Annotated in this window: 28 protein-coding genes; 17 read left to right on the forward strand and 11 right to left on the reverse strand. The window is 55.3% G+C overall.

Going from position 1 to position 22,022, the window contains the following annotated elements:
- Nucleotides 1-67 precede the first annotated feature (67 nt).
- The 3 genes from ybeD (at nt 68) to lipA (ending at nt 2,163) form a co-directional block, all read left to right on the forward strand.
- Nucleotides 68-331, forward strand: coding sequence for a DUF493 family protein YbeD (gene ybeD / locus AB6T85_RS05830; RefSeq protein WP_013201269.1), 264 nt, complete (start codon nt 68-70; stop codon nt 329-331).
- Nucleotides 332-407: 76 nt separating this feature from the next.
- A complete protein-coding gene (lipB, locus tag AB6T85_RS05835; RefSeq protein ID WP_253454927.1) occupies nt 408-1,058 on the forward strand; it encodes a lipoyl(octanoyl) transferase LipB in 651 nt (216 codons plus the stop codon).
- A 139-nt stretch (nt 1,059-1,197) separates the two neighbouring features.
- On the forward strand, nt 1,198-2,163 hold the full coding sequence (lipA, locus tag AB6T85_RS05840; RefSeq protein ID WP_253454928.1) for a lipoyl synthase: 966 nt from the start codon (nt 1,198-1,200) through the stop codon (nt 2,161-2,163).
- A gap of 73 nt (nt 2,164-2,236) precedes the next feature.
- Here the strand turns inward: lipA and tatE are convergent, their stop codons facing one another.
- The 6 genes from tatE to AB6T85_RS23795 form a co-directional block, all read right to left on the reverse strand.
- Nucleotides 2,237-2,443, reverse strand: coding sequence for a twin-arginine translocase subunit TatE (gene tatE, locus AB6T85_RS05845; protein WP_125288552.1), 207 nt, complete (start codon nt 2,441-2,443; stop codon nt 2,237-2,239).
- A gap of 280 nt (nt 2,444-2,723) precedes the next feature.
- Nucleotides 2,724-3,527 carry a deaminated glutathione amidase gene (locus AB6T85_RS05850; RefSeq protein ID WP_301252587.1) on the reverse strand — a complete coding sequence of 268 codons (804 nt, stop codon included), beginning with the start codon at nt 3,525-3,527 and terminating at the stop codon, nt 2,724-2,726.
- Nucleotides 3,527-3,982: a GNAT family N-acetyltransferase gene (locus AB6T85_RS05855; RefSeq protein WP_253454930.1), complete on the reverse strand. Its 456-nt coding sequence runs from the start codon at nt 3,980-3,982 to the stop codon at nt 3,527-3,529. The genes AB6T85_RS05850 and AB6T85_RS05855 overlap by 1 nt, the downstream gene beginning before the upstream one ends.
- Nucleotides 3,983-4,658: 676 nt before the next feature.
- Nucleotides 4,659-4,868 (reverse strand): transcription antiterminator/RNA stability regulator CspE, encoded by a 210-nt coding sequence (gene cspE, locus AB6T85_RS05860; protein WP_004156612.1) that lies wholly within the window; start codon nt 4,866-4,868, stop codon nt 4,659-4,661.
- A gap of 150 nt (nt 4,869-5,018) precedes the next feature.
- The gene (gene pagP, locus AB6T85_RS05865; protein ID WP_253454931.1) at nt 5,019-5,594 is read right to left on the reverse strand and encodes a lipid IV(A) palmitoyltransferase PagP; all 576 of its coding nucleotides are present in this window, start codon (nt 5,592-5,594) and stop codon (nt 5,019-5,021) included.
- Between the two features lie 806 nt (nt 5,595-6,400).
- On the reverse strand, nt 6,401-6,484 hold the full coding sequence (locus AB6T85_RS23795; protein WP_445084017.1) for a small membrane protein YohP: 84 nt from the start codon (nt 6,482-6,484) through the stop codon (nt 6,401-6,403).
- Between the two features lie 426 nt (nt 6,485-6,910).
- On the opposite strand from AB6T85_RS23795, the gene AB6T85_RS05870 reads away from it, so the two are divergent.
- The gene (locus tag AB6T85_RS05870) at nt 6,911-7,156 is read left to right on the forward strand and encodes a hypothetical protein (RefSeq protein WP_253454932.1); all 246 of its coding nucleotides are present in this window, start codon (nt 6,911-6,913) and stop codon (nt 7,154-7,156) included.
- A 32-nt stretch (nt 7,157-7,188) separates the two neighbouring features.
- Here the strand turns inward: AB6T85_RS05870 and AB6T85_RS05875 are convergent, their stop codons facing one another.
- The gene (locus AB6T85_RS05875; RefSeq protein ID WP_253454933.1) at nt 7,189-7,602 is read right to left on the reverse strand and encodes a CesT family type III secretion system chaperone; all 414 of its coding nucleotides are present in this window, start codon (nt 7,600-7,602) and stop codon (nt 7,189-7,191) included.
- Nucleotides 7,603-7,620: 18 nt separating this feature from the next.
- Nucleotides 7,621-8,529, reverse strand: a complete 909-nt coding sequence (locus tag AB6T85_RS05880; RefSeq protein ID WP_301252580.1) for a hypothetical protein — start codon at nt 8,527-8,529, stop codon at nt 7,621-7,623.
- Between the two features lie 131 nt (nt 8,530-8,660).
- Between AB6T85_RS05880 and AB6T85_RS05885 the strand changes: the two genes are divergently transcribed.
- On the forward strand, nt 8,661-9,605 hold the full coding sequence (locus AB6T85_RS05885; protein WP_301252579.1) for a lytic transglycosylase domain-containing protein: 945 nt from the start codon (nt 8,661-8,663) through the stop codon (nt 9,603-9,605).
- Between the two features lie 48 nt (nt 9,606-9,653).
- On the opposite strand, the gene AB6T85_RS05890 is transcribed toward AB6T85_RS05885, so the two are convergent.
- Nucleotides 9,654-10,295: a hypothetical protein gene (locus tag AB6T85_RS05890; protein WP_301252578.1), complete on the reverse strand. Its 642-nt coding sequence runs from the start codon at nt 10,293-10,295 to the stop codon at nt 9,654-9,656.
- A 404-nt stretch (nt 10,296-10,699) separates the two neighbouring features.
- Between AB6T85_RS05890 and AB6T85_RS05895 the strand changes: the two genes are divergently transcribed.
- From AB6T85_RS05895 to AB6T85_RS05945, 11 genes are all read left to right on the forward strand, one after another.
- The gene (locus tag AB6T85_RS05895; RefSeq protein ID WP_253454937.1) at nt 10,700-11,659 is read left to right on the forward strand and encodes a sigma 54-interacting transcriptional regulator; all 960 of its coding nucleotides are present in this window, start codon (nt 10,700-10,702) and stop codon (nt 11,657-11,659) included.
- Between the two features lie 107 nt (nt 11,660-11,766).
- Nucleotides 11,767-11,997 (forward strand): hypothetical protein, encoded by a 231-nt coding sequence (locus AB6T85_RS05900; protein ID WP_253454938.1) that lies wholly within the window; start codon nt 11,767-11,769, stop codon nt 11,995-11,997.
- Nucleotides 11,998-12,070: 73 nt separating this feature from the next.
- Nucleotides 12,071-12,433, forward strand: a complete 363-nt coding sequence (locus AB6T85_RS05905) for an EscF/YscF/HrpA family type III secretion system needle major subunit (RefSeq protein ID WP_301252577.1) — start codon at nt 12,071-12,073, stop codon at nt 12,431-12,433.
- A gap of 6 nt (nt 12,434-12,439) precedes the next feature.
- A complete protein-coding gene (gene sctJ, locus AB6T85_RS05910; RefSeq protein WP_253454940.1) occupies nt 12,440-13,213 on the forward strand; it encodes a type III secretion system inner membrane ring lipoprotein SctJ in 774 nt (257 codons plus the stop codon).
- Nucleotides 13,214-13,216: 3 nt separating this feature from the next.
- Nucleotides 13,217-13,795, forward strand: a complete 579-nt coding sequence (locus tag AB6T85_RS05915) for a type III secretion protein HrpD (RefSeq protein WP_253454941.1) — start codon at nt 13,217-13,219, stop codon at nt 13,793-13,795.
- A complete protein-coding gene (sctL, locus tag AB6T85_RS05920; protein ID WP_301252576.1) occupies nt 13,782-14,372 on the forward strand; it encodes a type III secretion system stator protein SctL in 591 nt (196 codons plus the stop codon). The genes AB6T85_RS05915 and sctL overlap by 14 nt, the downstream gene beginning before the upstream one ends.
- Before the next feature lie 96 nt (nt 14,373-14,468).
- Nucleotides 14,469-14,696 carry a type III secretion protein HrpF gene (locus AB6T85_RS05925; RefSeq protein ID WP_253454943.1) on the forward strand — a complete coding sequence of 76 codons (228 nt, stop codon included), beginning with the start codon at nt 14,469-14,471 and terminating at the stop codon, nt 14,694-14,696.
- A complete protein-coding gene (locus tag AB6T85_RS05930) occupies nt 14,683-15,066 on the forward strand; it encodes a type III secretion system chaperone (RefSeq protein WP_253454944.1) in 384 nt (127 codons plus the stop codon). Before AB6T85_RS05925 ends, AB6T85_RS05930 begins: the two co-directional genes overlap by 14 nt.
- A gap of 13 nt (nt 15,067-15,079) precedes the next feature.
- Nucleotides 15,080-17,173 (forward strand): type III secretion system outer membrane ring subunit SctC, encoded by a 2,094-nt coding sequence (sctC, locus tag AB6T85_RS05935; RefSeq protein ID WP_253454945.1) that lies wholly within the window; start codon nt 15,080-15,082, stop codon nt 17,171-17,173.
- Between the two features lie 11 nt (nt 17,174-17,184).
- Entirely contained in the window at nt 17,185-17,370 is a 186-nt protein-coding gene (hrpT, locus tag AB6T85_RS05940) for an HrpT family type III secretion system protein (protein WP_125288536.1), read from the forward strand.
- Entirely contained in the window at nt 17,367-17,684 is a 318-nt protein-coding gene (locus AB6T85_RS05945) for a hypothetical protein (protein ID WP_253454947.1), read from the forward strand. Before hrpT ends, AB6T85_RS05945 begins: the two co-directional genes overlap by 4 nt.
- Before the next feature lie 278 nt (nt 17,685-17,962).
- Here AB6T85_RS05945 and sctU read toward each other — a convergent pair whose 3' ends face one another.
- Together sctU and sctT are read right to left on the reverse strand one after the other, a co-directional pair.
- On the reverse strand, nt 17,963-19,048 hold the full coding sequence (gene sctU / locus AB6T85_RS05950) for a type III secretion system export apparatus subunit SctU (RefSeq protein WP_253454948.1): 1,086 nt from the start codon (nt 19,046-19,048) through the stop codon (nt 17,963-17,965).
- The gene (gene sctT / locus AB6T85_RS05955; RefSeq protein ID WP_253454949.1) at nt 19,048-19,848 is read right to left on the reverse strand and encodes a type III secretion system export apparatus subunit SctT; all 801 of its coding nucleotides are present in this window, start codon (nt 19,846-19,848) and stop codon (nt 19,048-19,050) included. Before sctT ends, sctU begins: the two co-directional genes overlap by 1 nt.
- Before the next feature lie 404 nt (nt 19,849-20,252).
- Here sctT and AB6T85_RS05960 point away from each other — a divergent pair, with 404 nt between their 5' ends.
- The gene (locus AB6T85_RS05960) at nt 20,253-22,022 is read left to right on the forward strand and encodes a putative phage tail protein (RefSeq protein ID WP_253454950.1); all 1,770 of its coding nucleotides are present in this window, start codon (nt 20,253-20,255) and stop codon (nt 22,020-22,022) included.

Raw genomic sequence — 22,022 nt, forward strand, 5'->3', positions numbered from 1 at the left:
ATATTGATATTATCTGTAGGCTCCCGCTGTTGGCGGGAGTCTTTGTTTTAGCGTTACCGGAGCCCCTATGAAAACCAATCTTAAAGAACTGCTCGAATTTCCTACCCCGTTCACCTATAAAGTGATGGGTCTGGCGCAGCCGGAACTGGTTGATCAAGTAGTTGAAGTCGTACAGCGCCATGCGCCTGGCGATTACTCTCCGGATGTAAAACCCAGCAGCAAAGGCAACTATCACTCGGTTTCTATTACCATTACGGCGACCCATATCGAGCAGGTGGAAACGCTGTATGACGAGCTGGGCAAAATAGAAATCGTGCGGATGGTGCTGTAGCCATCACCGATCGGGGGCTGACCACGGCCCTCGTTCGGCGTTATACTCCCTTCTTTACTCCCTGACCGGACTTTCCATGCATCAGGATACCCTACTCGTTCGTCAGCTCGGTTTGCAGCCCTGGGCGCCCGTCTCTCAGGCCATGCACGATTTTACCAATCAGCGCGGCGCGGAAACGCCTGACGAAATCTGGCTGGTGGAACACCCGCCGGTATTTACTCAAGGCCAGGCCGGTAAAGCGGAGCATCTGCTGATGCCGGGCGATATCCCGGTTATGCAGAGCGATCGCGGCGGACAGGTCACCTATCACGGGCCAGGTCAGCAGGTCATGTACGTGCTGATAAACCTGAAACGGCGCAAAACCGGCGTGCGGGAGCTGGTTACCGCCATTGAGCAAACGGTGATTGCCACGCTGGCGCACTACGATATCGAGGCCGCTGCCCGGCCGGATGCGCCCGGCGTTTACGTCGAGGGCAAAAAAATCTGCTCGCTGGGCCTGCGCATCCGCAACGGCAGCTCTTTTCACGGGCTGGCTTTGAACGTGGATATGGATCTTGCGCCTTTTCTGCGCATCAATCCCTGCGGCTACGCCGGGCTGGAGATGACACAAATCAGCGCCTATAAAAAGGGCGTGACGCTGGCCGACGTGCAGCCGTTGTTAATCAAGCATTTTGCCCGCGAGCTGGCGATAGCGGACGTAAAGTGGCTGGACGAGCGAACGCCATAAATTTACAATTCCGTCACATTTTCTCCTCTGCCCTGGCTGAAACCCGCGCCGCGAGGTGATATAATTTTTGCGCTTTTCTCAAAAAAATTTGAACGTCACGCGGCTGATTAGCGCATGCCAACCTGGAAACAGCAAGATTATGAGTAAACCTATTCAGATGGAACGCGGCGTTAAGTACCGCGACGCAGATAAGATGGCGCTGATCCCGGTCAAAACCGTGGTCACCGAACGCACAGAGATTTTACGTAAGCCGGAGTGGATGAAAATCAAACTCCCTGCCGACTCCAGCCGCATTCAGGGCATTAAAGCCGCCATGCGTAAAAACGGTCTGCACTCCGTCTGTGAAGAGGCTTCCTGCCCTAACCTTGCAGAATGTTTTAACCACGGCACCGCCACCTTTATGATCCTGGGCGCGATTTGTACCCGCCGCTGTCCTTTCTGCGACGTGGCGCATGGGCGTCCCGTGCAGCCCGACGCCAACGAGCCGGAAAAGCTGGCGCAGACCATCGCCGATATGGGCCTGCGCTACGTGGTGATCACTTCCGTTGACCGCGATGACCTGCGCGACGGCGGCGCTCAGCACTTTGCCGACTGCATCACTGCTATCCGCGCTAAAAATCCGACCATTAAAATCGAAACGCTGGTGCCGGACTTCCGTGGCCGTATGGATCGCGCGCTGGATATTCTGAACGCCACGCCGCCGGACGTGTTTAACCACAACCTTGAGAACGTACCGCGCGTATACCGCCAGGTTCGTCCCGGCGCCAACTATGAGTGGTCGCTGAAGCTGCTGGAGCGCTTTAAAGAAGCGCATCCTGAGATCCCGACCAAATCAGGCCTGATGGTGGGTCTGGGCGAAACCAATGCCGAGATCGTGGAAGTGATGCGCGATTTACGCCGTCACGGTGTGACCATGCTGACGCTGGGGCAGTATCTTCAGCCAAGCCGCCACCATTTACCGGTACAGCGCTACGTCAGTCCGGCGGAATTTGACGAAATGAAAGAGGCGGCGATGGAAATGGGCTTTACCCACGCGGCCTGCGGCCCGTTCGTGCGTTCTTCCTACCATGCGGATATGCAGGCGAAAGGCCTGGAAGTGAAATAACTCTTTACATATTTGCAACAAAAACAAAAACGGATGACCCTGTCATCCGTTTTTTTATCGCTTAACGCGGGCGTTACTCTTTATGAGCAACCTGTTCAGCCGCTTTTTCTTCAGCGACAGGCGCTTTCTTCGCGGAGGTGTCATCGTCGCTCATCGCCTTTTTAAAGCCTTTGATCGCCGAACCCAGATCGCCGCCCAGCGAGCGTAACTTGTTGGTTCCAAAAAGCAATACAATCAGAGCGCCAATAATCAGCAGTTTGGCAATACTGATACCTTCCATACACACCTTCTTTATTTAACCGGACCGGTAAAGGTCAATAAGCATAAAGTGTATTAACGCGCAGATTGTCGGTCAATACAAACTGCCATCTGTAACAGAGTAATATCTGCACAGCGGCCTGCGAAATGATATCAGATAAAGCGGCTCAGGAAAGCCTGAAATCGCGGATGTTGGGGGCTGGTGTACCACAACGCGTTATCAATGCCACACCATTGTTCCATAGCGGTATGGTGATATCACCCGTTGCCCTCTCACTCCGAAGCGTTCCTTACCCAATATTTCAAAGCTTCCGCGAGCTGATAAGTTCAGGGCGAGCAAAACGGCGATTCTCCAGCACCGGCAGCACGCTACGCGCATGAGCGATACGGGCGGGATCCAAATCAGCAAAAAGCAATATCGGCGCTTCAGCCGCCCTGGCTATCGCCACGCCCAGCGGATCGACCGTCAGGCTGCAACCAATATTACGCGGGCCGCAGTCGCCGACGGCCACCATATAACAGGTGTTTTCCAGCGCACGCGCCGTTACCAGCACCTCCCAGTGCATCTCCTTCAGCGGCCCTCTCACCCAGGCGGCTGGCAGCACCAGCACTTCCGCGCCGTCCAGCGCCAGACGACGAGCCTGTTCAGGAAAACGCACGTCGTAACAGGTCATCAGACCCACTTGCATACCGGCAACTTCCACCAGCGGCGGCACCTCGTCACCGGCGGTGACATTGCGGGATTCCTGCATGGTAAAAGCGTCATAAAGATGCAGCTTGTCGTAGCGGGCAAGGATTTCGCCATTGCGAATGACGATAAGCACATTCAGCGCTTTGCCGTTATCGGTCGGCACGTGTACGGTCATTATTGTGGTTAACCCGTTGCCGCGACTGGCTGCACGGATTTCGTTTAAAAATGGCCCGTCCAGCGGCTGAGCGGCTTTCAGCACCAAATCCGGATCGGCGATATCACGAGCCAGCACGGCTTCCGGTAAAACGAGCAGATCGGCACCGCCGGCCAGCGCCCTGGTCATTAAGTCCGTACAGGTTGCCGCATTCTCCTGCCAGCTACGGCTGACCGCAAACTGTCCTGAAGCCACTTTCATTATGTCTCTCCGTGGGGATAAAAAGCGTGCGCATCGAGATTTTTAATCAGGTAGCGGGGAGCCTCGCTATAGCCTTCCCGGCTATAAAAGGCGTTAGCCTTGGTGCGCTGCTCATGGCAGTGGACTTCCATCCGATCGCAGCCGTGGGCTTTTGCCAGCTTCTCGGCGTGGCTTAACAGTTGATGTCCGACGCCTTCGCTACGCTTGCCGTCCGCGATACAAAAATAGCTGATGCGCGCGAAATCCCCCGCCAGCGCCAGCTGCGGAATAAAATGTAGCGAGAGAAAGCCTAATACGGTGCTGCCCTGCTCGGCAATCAGCAGCTGTTCTGCCCTGTCGTCGATCAGCTGCGCCAGACGACGCTCAATAAAGACTTCGGTGTTGGCATAGCCCAGTTCGGTTAACAGCGCGCTCAGGGCAAAACCGTCGTGCGTATTCGCCAGTCGGATCCTCATTCTCTCTCCTGTTAATTGCGGCCCGCTCAGGGCGTCAGCGCTTTTCTTCTACAGGTTATATAGCCTGACTGACACGATAAGCAACCCGACCGACGCCGACGCCTGTTACAGAATAAGCCGCGTTTGGGCTTCACAGACCGCAAAACAGGCATCTGCACCCGGCGCAGTTAACGATGACTGTTTCGTTTATCACGTTTTGGCACACTCTTTACGCAAACAGGAAGAAGCGCTAACAGGACAGGATCTTTGCGCACGCAAGCAGAGAGCAGGACTCGCAGGCGGAAATCTGTGCGGCACGCATGCACTGAGCATTAAGGGAACCTACGCGGCACGCCAGCAAAGGGCGGTACTTACAGACGGTAACCTGCACGACACGCAAGCACAGAGCATTAAAGGAACCTGCGCGGCAGGCCAACAGAGGGCGGAACTTACAGGCGGCAATCAGCGCGACACGCATGCACAGAGCATTAAGGGAACCTTTGCAACACGCAGGCAAAGAGCAGTACTTACACAGGCGGGAACCTGCGCAATATGCAGGCACAGAGCAGTACGGGAACTTTCGCAACAGCTATCCGGCTTACAGGCTCACCTGGCCGGGCATTCCATGGAGACGAGGCATCACTCAGGCGAAAAAAAACCCGCCATAAGGCGGGTTTTTAAAATTCTGTCTGATAACTTAAATAGCGGCAACGTTAGCAGCAGATGGGCCTTTGGCACCGTTGGTGATTTCGAACTCTACGCGCTGACCTTCAGCCAGAGTTTTGAAACCGTTGCTCTGGATGGCAGAGAAGTGAACGAACACGTCTTTGCTACCATCTTCAGGAGTAATGAAACCGAATCCTTTGGACTCATTAAACCACTTAACGCTACCTTTGATCTTAGACATCTATATTACCTTTACATGAAAAATGGACACTAAACTGTGTCGACGGTTAGTACAGCAATTGCTGAGCCTTTTGTCCAGTGGCCTTTCACGAAAAAGTGATAAATATCGCTTTTTTTACGCATCAATTTTAATTTTAGCGTGCGCCTGTTGTTAAAACTGCCAGCGCAGCCAGGCAAAATAGACGTTGCCGTTGTTGTAAGTCCCCGGAATATAAGTCATCTGGAAGGTGGCATCACGAAAACCTATTGAAGCAAGCGGCAAAACCGCCGGAACCGGGATATATTTCCAGTTGTCTCTTGCCGTTACCCCAGCCGTATAGCCCAACCCCAGCCGAAAATCTTTATTGCGCAGCGGCTGCCAGATTTTTTCCCAGCCGTAGCCGCCGAAGGGTTCCCATTTGTTAAAGGAGTCCTTGAAGGCCATCACGTACAGGCCGTTCCAGTTGCCTTTTTCGTCATAGCGCGACATGCCGCCGCCTGCACCCCAGGGGCGCTCGTTGTATTTATCAATATGCGCCTGGTCGTAAGTCCAGCGGTTGTGCCAGGTGATAGCCGGCACGTAAAGGTCGTAATGCTGCGGCTCGTTCCAGGTCGTGCTGACGCCGTCGCTAAAATTTTGCCAGCCGCCGGAGATCGCGGCGCCCAGTGTTTGTGCCTGAGCTGTAGCGGACAGGCTTCCTGCGCCTGCCAGGCTCAGGAAAAGAAGAAAAAAGCGAAAAAATGTCATTTTAATCTACCGCTCACCCGTGGTGCTGTTAAAAAATCTCTGCCGTTGCTGATTAAAAACGGCAGGCCTGGTCATATTGTTAATCCGGCCCCTATTGTAATTACCGCCATTAAACGGTTCATGAATGCACAGCGAACAAATTTTCAACTGTGCAAATTTTTTTAAAGTTGAGCCGGTCGACATTGCGGTTATGCAAAGTTCTCTTTTTTTTCTGATTAAAAACGGGACGAAATAATGCGCTAATGGGGTCAGTTACAATCATGAATTGTTTTAATGGAGTTTGATCTGGATCATTTATTTAGCTCAATTAATGCTTATTTAACCAAAAAAAGAAATAAAAGCGCCCAAAGTAACAATATTCATCGTCTCCCTATTGTAAATAAAAGGAAAGAACTGGGTTATCTCTTTTGAATCATGTTGTTATGGGTTAATATCATTTCACGAAACTGATAAATATTATTTATCGATCTATACGCGTTTTTTGGTAAAATTAATCCTGGTTAACACAGAAATTTAAGGAGCCGACGTGAGAATACGATGCGGGAGATGTGGGCACGCAGAGCTCATTTTCACGACTCGCGGCGACCGCTTTGGCGATCATCACGGGGCGATATGTGCGTATTGTTGGAAACCCATCACCTTAAAAGATTGCCTGTTTCGTCAGGCTATCGCGGTAACTGAGCAGGATGAAGCCGACATATTCCATCAGTTACCGGATAAAAAGGAAAAAATGACCGCGGCGTCCGCTCTGGCGAAACCGGCGGGCAAAAGGTGACAATACGCGCGTATTGCCACCTGATGACTAATCAGAAAAGTACTTTAAAGACGCCGGTTAACGTCAGCAGGCCGACAATAAAAATAATCGCAATAATCCAGAGAATAATCTTCATTCCATTTTCCTCAGCCAGATAAAAAAATTACTACTGTGTAGCCACTTGATTATAGAAGAAGATTTCCGTCCTGCCGTTTTCGCCGTCCGTTTTTTCCGGCCGCCGCCCGTGGTAAAACAGCCTCCGTCGCTTTTCATGATGACCTTTTACCGCTTCGTTCGCAGACGTTCCTGACCTCTGCCAGCAATTTAGTACCATTTTTCGCCTTTTATCCTTAAATCATTGTGATTTCAGGCACCTTCACGGTGTTTAAATAAAAATAGTTAAAAATCAATGAATTAAATAAATATCCAGCCATGCATTTTTTAAGCGACAGCGATCGCACTTTGCGCTTTCTTTACAGAGGAATCTTAGGCGCGCAGGCAGGCGCTGGCTAGACTTAACAGGGCTTGCGATACCAATCCCTGACGGTAATAAGGAGATCTTATGAGCACTCTGGACAGCAGCCTGGGTCGATACAGCCTGAAGGCAAAAAACGAGGGCGATCATATCCACGGCTCAATTGCCATTAATGATGAAGGCGGCTCGCCGCTGACGCTGCAGGAGTTCGATGAGCATTATCTGGATGATGTGATCAATAACGTTATCTATCCTGTCACCGGCGGCAACCGTGCCATTACCAACGCCTTCAAAGAAGAGCTGGTGAAGGCCGGGTTTAAACAGCCGCACTGACAGCGTAAGGGCCAACTTTCGTGGCCCTTTTTTTATGACGAGCCTGTGGTCGGCAGGGTCAAAAAGCGCTGCATGCTTTCCGCCTGTGCGATAAAGCGTTCAAACAGCGCCAGCAGCTGGTGCGGCTCCAGTAAAATAAAAGGCTCGCGGGTCCACAGCAGCACGCTTTGCTGCTCCGGCAGCGTGGCGGTCAGCACCGGCGGATGCGCCAGCCCCAGCAGATTGCACTGCAACAGCATGTTCAACGTGGCGGGATCGGCAAAATCACTTTCGCGCATCGGCAGCTGACAGCTTAGCGTCAGGTAATCTCGCGGGCTCTCCTCCCACAGCAGCGCGATGCCCTGCGCTTCCATTACGTAGCTTCCGCTCTCTTCCAGCTGCGCCTCATCAATGCGCAACTGACGCAGCAGCGGAGCCAGTAGCGTTTTCAGTCGACTGATAGCCATAATTTTCCTGTTAAGCGTTTACACGCCGCGGTTAATGTTGCGCATCAGCTCCGCCACCTCTGTACGGGTCGCATCATCCTGACGACGGCGCCGGGATTCATACACGGATCGCTTCATCTCTGGTTTTAGCTCGGTGACATCGCCGCCGCTTTCGGTTTGATAGTACACATTGATATTTTTCGAGGCCTGATATTGCTGATACAGCCCGCCACCGTGGCGCCGGGCAATCTGTTTCAACGAGCTGAGATCCTTACTGTCGATAGGCTGCCCCTCCCGCCGCATCTCGCGCTGGTAAAGCGCATTGACTTCCTCGCGGCTGGCCTTGTCGCCATGCACTAATCGCTCCCGCACCTCGGGATTAGCGGCCTGCGGCGCGTACTCTTTCACGATGCGATAGCGTTTGGACAGGTCGTAGTTCTGCTCTTTGTCGGCACGGCCATAGAGCGGCCAGGCATCGGAATAGATGCGCTCGCCGTTGATGCGTCTGTCGCCTACCATCACAAAGGCGTGATCGCCATCCAGCGCGCTGCAAACGGCTACCGGCTCGCTGATGCCGGAGGAGGCCAGCAGCAGGCCGTTTACCGCCGCCATTTCGCCGCAGTTTCCGGCCCGAAAGCGGGCGGCGCGCCATGGGCGGTTATCCTCAGAGCTGTTTTCGGCCCGGCAGGCGACCGTACGTTTTACCACGCCGCCGCGCGTGTGCAGGATGTCGTGGATCTGGTTAGCAGACCCCTTATCTAATGTTTTCCAGGTGTCTTCGATCGAGCGATTCGCTTTTTTCAGGATCTGCTGCTGGCTTTCCGTCACGGTGATGATGCGGCCATTGCGCGTCCCTTCCAGGCCCGGCTTGCCCGGCAGCATTACTTTCGCGTCATGACGGGTGCGGTGGCTGGCGCCAGAAGAGGTACCAAAAAGATTAAAGGGCATAAATTTTCCATCTGGTAAAAATCCGTAGCAGTAAGTGGCGTGACAAAACGGGAAGTTCCCCTCAGGCGGAACCCATACCGCCTCCGGGCCACTAATCATCACTCTTCCCTGGTCTACGCTTAAGGAAATTCATGATGACCCCAATTTCTTCCGCTAACGCTTTGCCGCCGACTATCCCCGGCCTGGATAGTTTGTTGTCGCCCGGCGAAGATTTACTTAGTCCGCTTAATGAAAAACACCAGGCCTCGATTAATTTCGCGCAGTCAGGCAGTCAGGGCACCTCGCTGGAAAGTCTGCTTGATAATAACGGCAACGACACGCAGCAAAACAGCGACCTGTCGCAGCAGGTATCGCAGCTGATATCGGAAATCATGAAGGCCGTGCTGCCGCTGATCCAGCAGCTGCTTCAGGGCCAGCAGGCCAGCAGTGGCGAAAACGGCGCTACCGGTTCAGGCAGCACCACCGCGCCAGTAACGTTCAAAAACAGCGGTAACCCAGCGGAAAACAGCGGAGCGCAAACCGCTGTCCCAGCGCTGTCCGCAGCCCAGACGAGCGCGACGTCAGGCAGCTCTCCGGCCCTCTCTCTCGGCAGCAGCGATCTTCATCTGCCCGACTCGCTCAAGCCTTTTGAGGCCGACATTCAGGATGCGGCGCAGGCTACCGGCGTGCCTGCTAACGTGCTTGCCGCGCAAATCTGGCAGGAGTCCCGCGGCAATCTGGGCGCGGCGACGGTCAACGGCGGCAACGGGCTACAGGATGCCGGTCTGATGCAGGTCAACAGCAATACCTTTGCCGATCTGCAAAGTAAAAATCCGGATTTGCTGGGCGCCAACGCCAGCCCTGATAACGCGCATGACAATATCATGGCGGGCGCGCTCTACATGAAAGAGCAGCTCGGCGCATTTGATGGCAGTATGGGCGCAGCTCTGCGCGCCTATAATTCCGGGCCAAACAACGTCAACACCGCTGATTTAAGTGATATTTCCAAAACGGGCACGGGCGACGCGACCTATGTCGATAAGGTGATGGATTTTGCCAATACCATTGCTACCGGTAAAGGCACGCTGCCAGCCTGATAAAAAAAGGGCGATCGACGATCGCCCTGAAAAGGTATGCCGGAAAACCTATTTGCTTTCGCCGCCGCCCTGCGCACCAGCGCCGCCGGAAAGGGCCGAAAGAATGGCGCCCAGGCCCAGCATCTGCAGGGCACCGCCCAGCTTAGCGGCCAGCCCGCTGCTACCCTGCTCGTCTTCGGCTCCCTTACCACCCTGCGTTGCGCCGCCCGAGCCGCCTGAGCCACCCTGGCCGGATGCGTTGGCGCCTTCAGATGACTGCCCCAGCATCTTTTTAATCATCTCCATCAGCTGGGCCATGATATCGCCGCTGCCGGCGGCTTCCTGAGCGCCGGACGTTCCGTTGCCAGAGCCCGAAGAGCCAGAGCCGTTTTTATCGCTGTTCGCCTCGCTGCCTTTCAACAGCTCCAGAATGGCGTTCAGCAATTGCGTAATACTGCTTTCGTTGCCTGTCGACTGGCTGCTGCCGTTACTGCCGTTACTGCCGTTCTGGGCAAGCGCCTCTTTGCTGCCAAACTGCACGCCCTGGCCGCCGCCGCTGTTTGACGCCGAAGTAGCAAAATTCAGGATATTACCCAGTCCCGGGCTGCCCTGACCGTTATTTTGCTTGTTGCTGAGTGGTAGCTCCAGACCCGCATCGCCACCCGTTTTGCCGCCGCCAATCGCGCCGTTTACACCGCCGCCTATTTTCATGCCGCTTCCTCTGTTCAGTGAAATGATCGTCACGAGTCCACCCGTCAAGGCTTCGTCTCCGTGTTGGGTGGCGATCGGGCCGGGCATGTTCCATTGGCGCTGGTAAAGTCTTAATTACGGTAAATTAAATTACACATTCTTAACGTTTTGTAATCTAAATAATGCGCTTGTTTACATCAGCTTACCGCTGCGCTGCGAAATTTGTGTAGGGATTTCCCTACCTTGCCCCACGGAGATCCCCACAACAACTTCAGAGGAAACTGATAGCCTCTCAAGGCCGCGCTAGTAAATAGTAAGCGAATATTGAGTGTTACCCCGAGCAGCCCGCCGCTGATCCCGTGTTGTTTTCGCTTAAGTTGCAGCAGATTGCTAACTGCATAGTCCGAGGGTAGACAGGAGAAAATATGGTAACGGGTAGTGAGAAACAATCAGGCAGTATCCGTCACGATAAAGTCACGGCTTTCCTTACCGAGCCTGGCGCAGCCAGAACGGATATCCACGCCAGCCTGCATCCGCTGATCGACAACCTTGCGCCGCTGAAAGTCGATCTGCTGCTGGAAGGCGAAACCGGGACGGGCAAAGATACGCTGACCCGCCGCATCTACCAGCTTTCGGGCGCGAAAGGGCCGCTGATTTCCGTGAACTGCGCGGCTATCCCGGAAAACCTGGCGGAAAGCGAACTGTTCGGCGTGATCGCCGGCGCCTACACCGGCGCCACGCATTCCCGGCCGGGCTACATTGAAGCCTCTGACAAAGGCATTCTGTTTCTGGATGAAATAGACAGCATGCCGCTGATATTACAGGCGAAGCTGCTGCGCGTGCTGGAAACCCGCGCCATTCACCGGCTGGGTTCCACGCAGCCCGTGCCGCTGGATCTACGCGTGATCGCCGCTTCCCAGACGCCGCTGATTGAGCTGGTGGACGCAGGACGTTTTCGCCGCGACCTCTATTTTCGGCTTTCCACCATCAAGCTGGAGACGCCGACGGTGCGTTCCCATGCCGAACTGATTATCCCGCTGTTTCGCCGCTTTACCCAGGAAGCGGCCATGCGGCTACAGCAGCCTATTCCGCCGCGTTCGCTGGCGCTGGACGAAGCCCTGCTGCTGCACAGCTGGCCCGGCAATATTCGCGAGCTGAAAGCCGCGGCGGAACGCCACGTGCTGCATCTGCCGCCGCTGTGTAATATCACGCCGGGCGAAGGCGAAGCGACATTATTAAAAGATCGCCTGCGTCGCATTGAGCGCAGCCTGATTAAAGAGTGTCTGCATCGCCACGGCCATAAGATTGATGACGTGGTGCATGAATTAGGTATTCCGCGCCGCACCCTTTATCACCGTATCAAATTGTTGAATATTGTTGCCTGATGCGTTTATAAAAATAATTTATTTTCTTTGGAACCCTTTTTGCGCCACACCCACTTAATTAACGAATATGCTAACAACCACCCCTTAATATAATCAGGAGCCACACTATGTCTTCAGTATCCTCAGGTATCTCTACTGCAGCTACAGCGGCAACAAGAGTTGAAAGCGCAACTGATGGCGCAAGCTTTATGTCACAGATGCAGGATGTTCAGGGCCAGATGCAGCAGGATATGGTCGATAAAGCCAAGCTTGATGCACAGAACAACAAAATGAACGGCGTTGCAGACAGTGCCAGTAAGGCGGGTTCTGCTGCCGCTCAGGTAAAAATCCAGTACTAGTTTCGCCTGCTGGTGCGGGTCTGCGCCCCTGACCCGCACCGCTTTTCGTTCTGTTATCCAGCGCGAGATCGTTATGAAAATAAATTCCTCCCCGGCAGATTTAACCGAGCTTCCGCAAATAAAAACCACGGCGGAGCCGCAGCAAAGCGACGTCGATTTTTTTTCGGCCCAGCTTAAAGAACCGCAGGTTGAAAAAGTTTCCGCCCCTGCCGAAGTCACGAATTTTCTTTCCGGCATTGCCAGTTCATTAAGTAATAATGAACACCAGAGAAAAGAAGCCTATCAGGATTTACAAAAAGCTTCCCGCTCGTCCAATTTATTAGAATTTAGTCAGGCTAATGCCGCCTTATCTAATTACTATATTGAAAATTTAATGAATGCAAAAATCGTCGCCAAAGGCGTTCAGAGCATTGATAAACTGACCAACCTACAGTAAGCCCCTATGAAACTTTTGCTGAAATGGCTAATGATTAGCTCGCTGGCGCTTTTTCTGGTCGGCTGCGGCGATAAAACCGTGCTGTACAGCGGGCTGGCGGAAAGCGACGCCAACGATATCATCGCCGAACTGAATCAGCATCAAATTGCCGCGCAAAAGCTGATTGAAAAAGCGGGCATTTCCGTGTCGGTCGACGCGGAAAATATCGAGCGCAGCGTAAAAATCCTTGACTCCGCCGGGCTGCCGCACAAGGCGCGCACCAATCTTGGCGAGGTGTTCCAGAAAAGCGGCGTGATTTCCAGCCCGATGGAGGAGCGCGCCCGCTATATCTATGCGCTTTCGCAGGAGGTGGAATCGACGCTGGCGCAGATCGACGGTGTGGTGGTGGCGCGCGTGCACGTAGTGCTGCCGGAAAGGCTGGCGCCCGGCGAGCCGGTACAGCCCGCTTCCGCCTCGGTGTTTATCAAATACCATAACACCCTGGATCCGGACAGCATTGAGCCGCGCATCCGCCAGATGGTTTCCACCAGCATTCCGGGCCTGGCGGGCAAAAGCGATAAGGATTTAGCGATCGTTTTTGTGCCGGCGCAGACCTATGAAGACAAGATTGAAGTGGTACAGATGGGGCCGTTTCAGCTTTCGCCGGATGAGTACGGCACGGTGAAATGGGTATTCGCGCTGTTCGCCATCGTGCTGCTGATCGCCTTCGCTTTGCTGCTGTTCAAACCCGGCCGGAAAAAAGAAAAACCGGCCAGCGCCGCTGCGGCGACAGGAAAATAAGCCGTGGAGCAGGCTTCCATCGCGGACTGGCTGCACTGGTGGCAGCAGGGCTGGTGGCAACAGGCGGAGGCGGGCTGGACATCCGACTTTTTCGCTCTGCCGCCGGCGGCGCAGCAGGCATTGAGCTGGCAGCAGCCGCAGGCCGTCGCGGCCAGCTTCGGCATCTCCCCCGCCCTGCCGCCGGAACCGTCAGCGCGGATGCTGGCGCTGATCGCGTTCGACGACGAGCGCTGGCAGCGTCTACTGGCGCTGCTGGCCGCCACCTGCGCCCCGCAGGCCACGCCGTCCGGGATGGCGGGCAGCGATTTGATCTGGTGTCGGCGCTTAAGCAAAGGCCTGCGCTGCGACAGCTGGCTGGATGCCGCCTGCTTTCATCCCTGGCCCATCGGCGGCCTGCTGCTGCTGCGCGCGCTACATCCGGAAAGCTGGCCTCGTTTACGGCTGCGTTTTCCCCCTGAATGGGCCGCACAGCTGGAAGAATATCCCACGTTAACGCTGCCGCACGCCAGGCTGGCGGCGCTTTACGACGCGGCCATCTGGCAGTGTCAGCAATCAGGAACCGAGCCGCATGTGGATCACTAAAAAACTTGCCGTGCTGGCGATGCCTGCGGGGCCGCTGCTGAGCCGCGAAGCGCTGGTTGACCATCAGCAGGCGCTGAGCCTGCTGCAAACGGCGGAACAACAGGCGCAGCAGCGGCTGGCCCGTGCCGAAGAAGAAGCCGATCGGCTGCTGGAAGAAGCCAGAACGCGCGCGGACGCGGCCGTTGCCGATCGACAGCAGGCTTTTGTCGCGCAGGCGGAGCAGTTTTTCGCCGACTGGCAGCAGCAGCAGCAGCAGTGGCAGGAGGCGCTGATCCCCCAGGCCGAGGCGCTGCTGAAACAGGCAATGAATCAGCTGCTGGCGGCGCTGCCCGCCGATGACCGTCTGACCGCCATGCTGCGGCAGCTGCAACAGGCACAGGGCCGTCAGGCTGCCGCTACGCTAAGCTGCGCGCCCGTCCGACAGGATGAAGCTGCCGCCTGGCTGAAGCAGCATCCGCTCGACTGGCAGCTGGTCAGCGACAGTTCGCTGGATGCCGACACGCTGCGGCTGACCACCGACAACGGCGAGCTGAGCCTGAGCTGGACTCAGGTTTGCGCGGCGCTGATCCCCGACTAGCGCCCTTCTTTTCTGCCACAACAATTTTTTCGCCTCGTCGGAACCCGCTCGCGTTCTCCGCCACTTAATGGCACCCCCCAACCGGAGACTGAAACGATGAGCTATGAAGATTCGATCCAGCGTCGCCTGACCAGTCAGGTCGCGCACGCGCAAAAAGATATGTATCAGTTCGCGCAAGAGAGTCAGGACCAGCCGTTTAACGTCAGTGATATGTACGCCTTCCAGAACGAGATGCTCGACGTCTCCAACGCCAACTGGGCCAGCTCGCAGTACACCCAGTACAAGCATGGTATCCGCAAGGCCATCATTGATGCCATCAACTGATGTCGCCGATCTGATTGAAGCCTGTCTGGATAAAACCAACGGCGAGCTGGCGCTGTGGATTGACGAGATGCCGATCACGCTACAGCGCCTGCCCGGCGGCTGGTTTTTTTTTGCCGAGCTACAGCTGCCTGTGCCTGTTAATGATGCGCTGATGCAGCGGGCGCTGCGGCTGACCGACCCGGCGCTGCATCACTTCGGCGACCTTACCGCCGCGCTTTGCCTGCATCCGCAGCGCGAAACGCTTTGTCTGCTGGCGCGGTTAAAAAGCGACGCAAAAGAGGCCGCCGTCGCGCTGTTAGAAAGTCTTTGTAATCAATGTGAAATCTGGCAGGACACCCTGCTGATGCTAATGCGGCCAACGAGCCTGTAACAAGGAGAGAAGCGTGCCTACGCCGTCTGCTTTTTTACCCTTTCGCCCTTTGCTGCTGGCTTTGGCGATCGGGCTTTCTGTCTCACACAGCTACGCCACTACACCGGAAGAATGGCGCGAAGGCGCCTACGCCTATTCCGCTGACAATACGCCGCTCAGCGTGATCCTGCAGGATTTCGCCGGCAGCCACGGCGTGGATGCCAACGTCACCGGCCTGCCCGATACCTTTGTCACCGCGCGCCTGCGCTCCGACAATGCCGAGGCCTTTCTGAACAGGCTGGCGCTGGAGTATCGCTTTCAGTGGTTCGTCTATAACAACACGCTTTATGTCAGCCCACAGTCGCAGCAGACCTCGCGTCGTCTGAAGATCAGCCCGGATGCCGCGCCCGATATTAAACAGGCGCTACAGGGCGTCGGCCTGCTGGAGCCGCGATTCGGCTGGGGCGAGCTGCCCGACGACGGCGTGGTGCTGGTCACCGGGCCGCCGAAATATGTCGATCTGATTGCGGATTTCAGCAAAAAATCCGAGCCGGAAACCAGCGAAGACAAGCAAATGATGGCGTTTCCGCTGAAATATGCTGACGTGGCGGATCGCACTATCAAATATCGCAACCAGACGCTGGTGGTGCCCGGCGTGGCCACCATGCTTAACGAACTGCTGGGGCAAAACAGCAACGGTTCGGCCAACGGCGCCACCACCACGCAGAACGGTCGCGGCGGCAGCGACAGCCCCTACCAGGCGATGCAGAACGAAAGCCGCAGCATCATGGAACAGATGATTGGCCGCAATACCCGGCTTGGCCGCAGCAACGAGCAGCAGCCGGGCAAAACGCTGCAGGGGAAAGTCTCCGCCGACGTACGCAACAACACGCTGCTGGTGCGCGACAACAAAAAGCTGCGCTCGGAGTATCAGGAGCTGGTCAGAATGATCGACGTGCCGCAGAAGCTGATTGAAATCGATGCGGTCATCGTGGATATCGACCGCAACGAGCTGGCCCGTCTTTCCACCAACTGGTCCGGGCAGTTCGGCAACGTAACCGCCGGCGCGTCGATGCTGAACGGCGCCAGTACCCTGTTCGTTACCGATTTTAACCGCTTCTTCGCCGATATTCAGGCGCTGGAAGGCGAAGGCACCGCGTCGATTATCGCCAATCCGTCGGTGTTGACGCTGGAAAACCAGCCTGCGGTGATCGACTTCAGCAATACCGCCTTTATCACCGCCATCGGCGAGCGGGTTGCGGACATTCGGGAAGTAACGGCGGGCACCAGCCTGCGCGTCACGCCGCGTTCAATCGGTGATAACCCGGAAAAAGCCGCCGTGCAGCTGGTGGTGGATGTGGAAGACGGCAAGCTGGACAAAAACGAGGACGGCAGCGCGCAGGGTACGGAAAACGGCGTGATCAGCACTCAGGCACTGGTGCAGGAAAAACGGTCGCTGGTGATGGGCGGTTTCCACACCAAGCAGAGCGGCGATGACGAAGAGCGCGTGCCGATCCTCGGCAAAATTCCACTGCTGGGCAAGCTGTTTACCTCCAACAACCGCACCACTTCTCAGCGCGAGCGGCTGTTTATTATTACGCCGCACCTGATTGGCGACCAGGTCGATCCTTCCCGCTACGTTGATGCGCAAAACAGCGCGCAGATTAACGATGCGCTGCGGGATATCAACCGACGCCATCAGTTCGGCGACATGAAGCGCACCATCGAAAACGCGATGCAGGATCTGGCCGAAAGCCGTCAGCCGGGCGGTTTACAGCCCAGCCAGACGGGGCTGCCGCTCGGCTCGCTCTGTTCGGTACCGCTGACCTTCCGCGCCAGCGCTCGCCAGCAGTGGTACGGCAACGACGCGATGCAGATTTCGGTAGGCGTGATCACCAACACCAGCGGAAAAGAGGCGCGCTTTGACGAGGCATCCTGCCGGGGCGATCGCACGCTGGCCGTGGCCGCCTGGCCGCATACCCGCCTGCAACCGGGCGAATCTACCGAGGTGTACGTGGCTTACGATACGCAGGCGCCGGCCAGACCTGGCCGCGTATCGCTGCTGCAATCGGCGCCGGTGTCGCTGTCCACCAGCGGCGTAAAAACGACGCGCCTGCTGTCGCGCTAATGAGGCTGATAATGAAAAAACCTGTTCTGATCCTGCTGATGGCGATGCTGCTTACCGCCTGTGCAAAGCCTAAGTTCGCGGGCTGTAGCGAGATGTCTTGCCGCCCGGTGTCGGACGATCGGGCGGTCACCATCTGGTGGCAGCCGGATATGCGCAACGGGCCTTTTGACTATTCACAGGCTTCGGTTAATCAGTGATCCGCGTCGATTCCCATCGCGCCTTTCTGGCTGCATGGCAGCGTGGTGAAGCGTGCTGCTGGTGCGATCCCGTCGGACACGAGCTGCGTTTTTATGCGCAACCCGTGCCGACGCTCCAGCTGCTGCCCGCTCCTTTTTCCCCTTTCCGGCTGCGTGAGGCGCTGATGCGCCGCTTTCTCGCGCCCGGCCGTTACGAAGGCTGTTATCTTTCCGCTACGCCCGAAGGCGCGCCGCTGCTGATGCTCCAACTCACCGGCAGCGAAGTGCCGCAGGATGCGATCGGCACGCTGTATTCGCTGGCGGATATGACGTAGCCAGCAGGCCCCGACATAAAACGGGGAAACGTATAATATAAAAAAGCGTATTCCCGTTTAGGCTACGGATTATCTGGCACTAAATTTCCTTAAGCAGTTTCCGTAGCGGAAAGGTTTCCGTATTCCGGGAAATAAGCCGTAAACGGCCATCTTCAAATGGAAGCTTTACCATTAATATATTGATTTTAATGATATAAATCCAATCAGCCAACTTTGAACTGACTAAAAATGACATCACACCCGAGCTCAGTAAAGCGGCCCTGGCATTGCACGCTCTGTTACTCTTCGATTTCCAGCACTTCATCCAGCTGCTGATCCTCCAGCTCTTTCAGCAGGCGATAGACCTGGGCGACGGCCTTCAGCGTTTCTCGCGGGATATAGTCGCCTTCATTCACCGTTCTGAACAGCGTGCGGGTCAGCCAGACGAAACGGATCACCGGCATCTGCCGTTTTTTGGCTTCCTCAATAATATCCTGCGCATCTAAGCCTTCCGCCTTAAACAGCAGGCGCGGCAGCGGCGTTTCACCGGCGCGGTAATAAAGCCCGACGGCAAAGTGCGTAGGGTTGACCAGCACCATATCCGCCTCTTCCACCGCCACTTCTCTTCTGGGCCTGGGCTCTTCGTTAAGGATCTGATGCGACAGCGATTTGCGATGCCCTTTCATGTGTGGATCGCCTTCGCTCTGCTTGAACTCGTTGCGGATATCGTCATGGCTCATGCGCTGCTGTTTGAGGAAGAAATATTTTTGCAGGCCGAAATCGAACGCGCTCAGCACCAGCAGCAACGCCAGCGTTTCCCGCACGATTTTTATAAACAGCGCCAGCACCGCCTGCCAGAAGCCGTTGAGATCCTCGCCGTAGGCCAGCTGCGCCAGCGGCCCCAGGTCGGGTTCGATCGCCAGGTAAAAAATAACGCCGATGGCGACCGCCTTCAGCACGCTGGTCAGCAGCGTGCTCAGTTGTTTGCCGGAAAACATATTCTTCAGGTGGCCGACCGGATTGATGGCGTCGAACTTTGGCGCCAGCGCCTCGGTAGAAAACAGCGGGCCGAACTGTAGCCAGCCGCCGATAATGCGCAGCAGAAAAATCAGCGCGCAGACGATGCCGCAGAAATAGCAAAGCACCATCACCCCGTCCAGCATCACTTCCTGCATGGCATGGCCGAAAGGATCGTTCAGGCGGGCAAGCGGCAGCATAATCATCGCCTCCAGCCGCTGCATGCCGCCGCCGACCAGCGCGAAAATCGTCTCCATCACGCCTACGCAAATCAGCAGTTTGGGAATATCCGGCGTCTGGGCGACCTGACCCTTTTTGCGCGACTCCTTGAGCTTTTGGGGCGTGGCGTCTTCGGTTTTTTCCGCCATCAGCGCACCCCTTTAAACATGTCCGCCAGCTGCGGCACCAGATCTTTTAAATCGAACAGCCGCTCGCCCGCAACGTAATTCAGGATCGGCAAATAGAGCACAAAGAACAGCATGCCCAACAGGCATTTGGCGGGCATCGCCAGCACGGTCGCCTGAAGCTGCGGGCTGTAGATGCTGAGGATGCCGACGCTAAAATCCACCAGCAGCAGCAGCGCCACCAGCGGCCCGGCGTAAAGCACCATATGCGTGAAGATACCACCCAGCAGCTCCAGATAGACCTTCAGCCCGGCTTCGCCCGGCAGCGGCAGCCACTGCATCGGCGGCCAGAGGCTATAGCTATCCCAGATAATCTGCGTAATGGTCGACAGGCCCAGCCCGACTACCAGCAGCAGGATAATCGACTGCTGCATCAAAAAGCCGAGCGGCGTGGCGTCCGGCCCGAGCTGCGGGTTGAGCTGGCCGCCCGTCAGCGCGCCACGCTGGTTATCAAACAACGCGCCCACCGACTCGAACAGCCAGAACGGCATCGCCATCAGCAGGCCGATCGCCACGCCGATAATTACCTCTTTCAGCGCCAGCGCCGCCAGCAGAAACAGCGAGGGATCGTCCGCCGCCAGCTGCTGCTGGATCATCGGTGCGGGAAACAGCGCCAGCGCCAGCACGATGCCGGAGCGCAGGCCGCCTTTAATGGCGTTGAACGAGAACACCGGCGACAGCAGCAGGCAGGGGAAAATGCGCGCCATCGCCAGCGTCAGCGCAAGGATAAAGTGGTAGCCATCAAAAAGGACGTTGTTCCACATATTGTTAAATCTTTCGGGTTGCCGTTTATAGCTGAGTGGCAGAAAACCACAGAAAGTTCACTAAAAAAGCTATACGGATGTACGGATTACTTAAAGATGGTAAGCGCCTGCTTACGTTCATTGCGGGCAAGATTATTCTTACAAGATATTTTAAGAAAAACCCCCATCACAAGCCCCTTGCAAAAAAATAAAAAAAGGTAAATCGCGCCCTGAAAAATAATATTAACGATCATCGTAAAAAAATCATATTCGTAACGAATTTCCCATGTTAAAAAAGAAAACAGGCGCAGTTAAGACCCTTACAAGGTTGCATAATATTAAATGAAACCGGATATTTAAGATTAAATATCCAATGGGTTAACTCGCCTGGTTAATTAAAAATTATTTTTTCATTGGAGAAAAAAATGCCCACTACTACTGTTAATGACGTACATACGAAAAGCGTTGCCACTTTTAACGATCTGCGCAAGCTTGCCCCTGCCTATGAAGGCGAAAGCGTGCTGCTTCGCTGTCACACCGCCCCTGGTGAGGCCATTTATAAAGGCACCGGCGGCGGCTGGTTTGTCGGCTCGCTGACGGCAGCAACGGACGATGGCGGCACCATTGCCAATACCGCCGGCAACGCCTACCACTGGCGTCGACAAATCAATAACCTGGCAGATTTAAACATTGGCGACTTTGGCGCCGTACCGGATGGTAAAACGGACGCTATCGCCGCGATCAAAGCCATGTATAACTTCACGTTTAAGCATTCAGGCGAGGCATATAAAGCCTGGATTACTTTTCCTGAAGGTAATTATGCCGTATCCAGCCTGAATATTTCTTCTGTTTACCTGCGTATGCTGAGAATTAATGGGCCTACCGTTGCTTACGGCTACTCGCCTGTGGCAAAGCTCACGCTTATAGGCGATGAAGGCAGTTTTGTTTTTAATACCAATGCTCGCCGCACGGAAGTTTCCTGCCTCGAAATTTATGGTCAGTACGATTTAGCAAAAAATACGCGCGGCTTTATGACGAATAAATGCGCCGAAGGACAGTACTATCAGTGCGACAGGCTTAATATTAGCCAAACGGGCGGCATCGTATTTAATATGATCGATACGCTGGATACGAAGTTCAACAGCTTTTACACCAGCAATACTTACGACTCTATTTTGAAAGGCCGTCCGTCTTATCAAAATTCATGGAATCATCTTACCGCTATCGAACTCAGCAACTTTAACGTGCAGGAAAGCCACTCTACTACGCCGGCCTTTGATTTACCGCGCGCCACCCAGTGCTGTATCTACAACGGCTGGATGGAGAAATGTAACTACCCGATGGATATCAGTAACGGCGAGTGGACCATTGACGTGTTCAGTATGGAAGGCGCAACGGTGCCTGCCGATATCACCTTTACAAAAGCTATTTTGCGCCATATCAATTTGCAAAACGCCGCGTTTAACCGTAATAACGCCACGGTAGTGCGCTATCTCGGCGGTTACGATATGGGCTACCGTCGTGAAGAATCTTTTGGCACCACGCTGGCCGGATCCATGGCGGCTAACTGGTACAGCTCCAATCTGCGCTTTAACAACACCACCGAAGCGCCGGTATGGGTTTACGTTGGCGACTATGTCACCACGGCCGAAAGCGATCAGGTTACCGTGCGCTTTTTAGGCGCCCGTTCTGAGAGCCCGGCAGCAAGCGGCGCCATTAATAATCTGACCAATAACTTTGGCGGCGGGGAAGCTATCCTGCGTATGCGCCGGGCGAAAGGCGACGATACGGTTAAAGCAGTGGGCGCGGTGGAAGTCAGGGGATCGAGCCCGGTAACCGATATCCGGCTAAACCGGCCCTATGCGAATAATGTGAGCATCTATGTGAAGCTGCCCGCCAACAGCGGCTACGTTCACGTACAGGTTGAAAGCACTACCGACAGCCGTTTTCATGGCGGCAAGTGCTTCCTGTGGACACCGCGTGGCGAGGTCGTGGCAGATACGGTAGTCAGCAAGCTGAGCTCTCCGTGGACACCGGTTGATGCCGCTGCTTTTGGTACGCTTAGCGGGCACGGCATCGCTTTTGATACCGACGGCACGCTGGTGCTGACCACGAAAGCACTGCCGAAAGACAACAAGCTGCGCGTGCGCATCAACGGTATTAACTATCGTATTCCGTTGGAAATCGATTCCTGA

The sequence above is a fragment of the Erwinia aeris genome (genome assembly GCF_041224955.1).
Classification (GTDB): domain Bacteria; phylum Pseudomonadota; class Gammaproteobacteria; order Enterobacterales; family Enterobacteriaceae; genus Erwinia; species Erwinia aeris.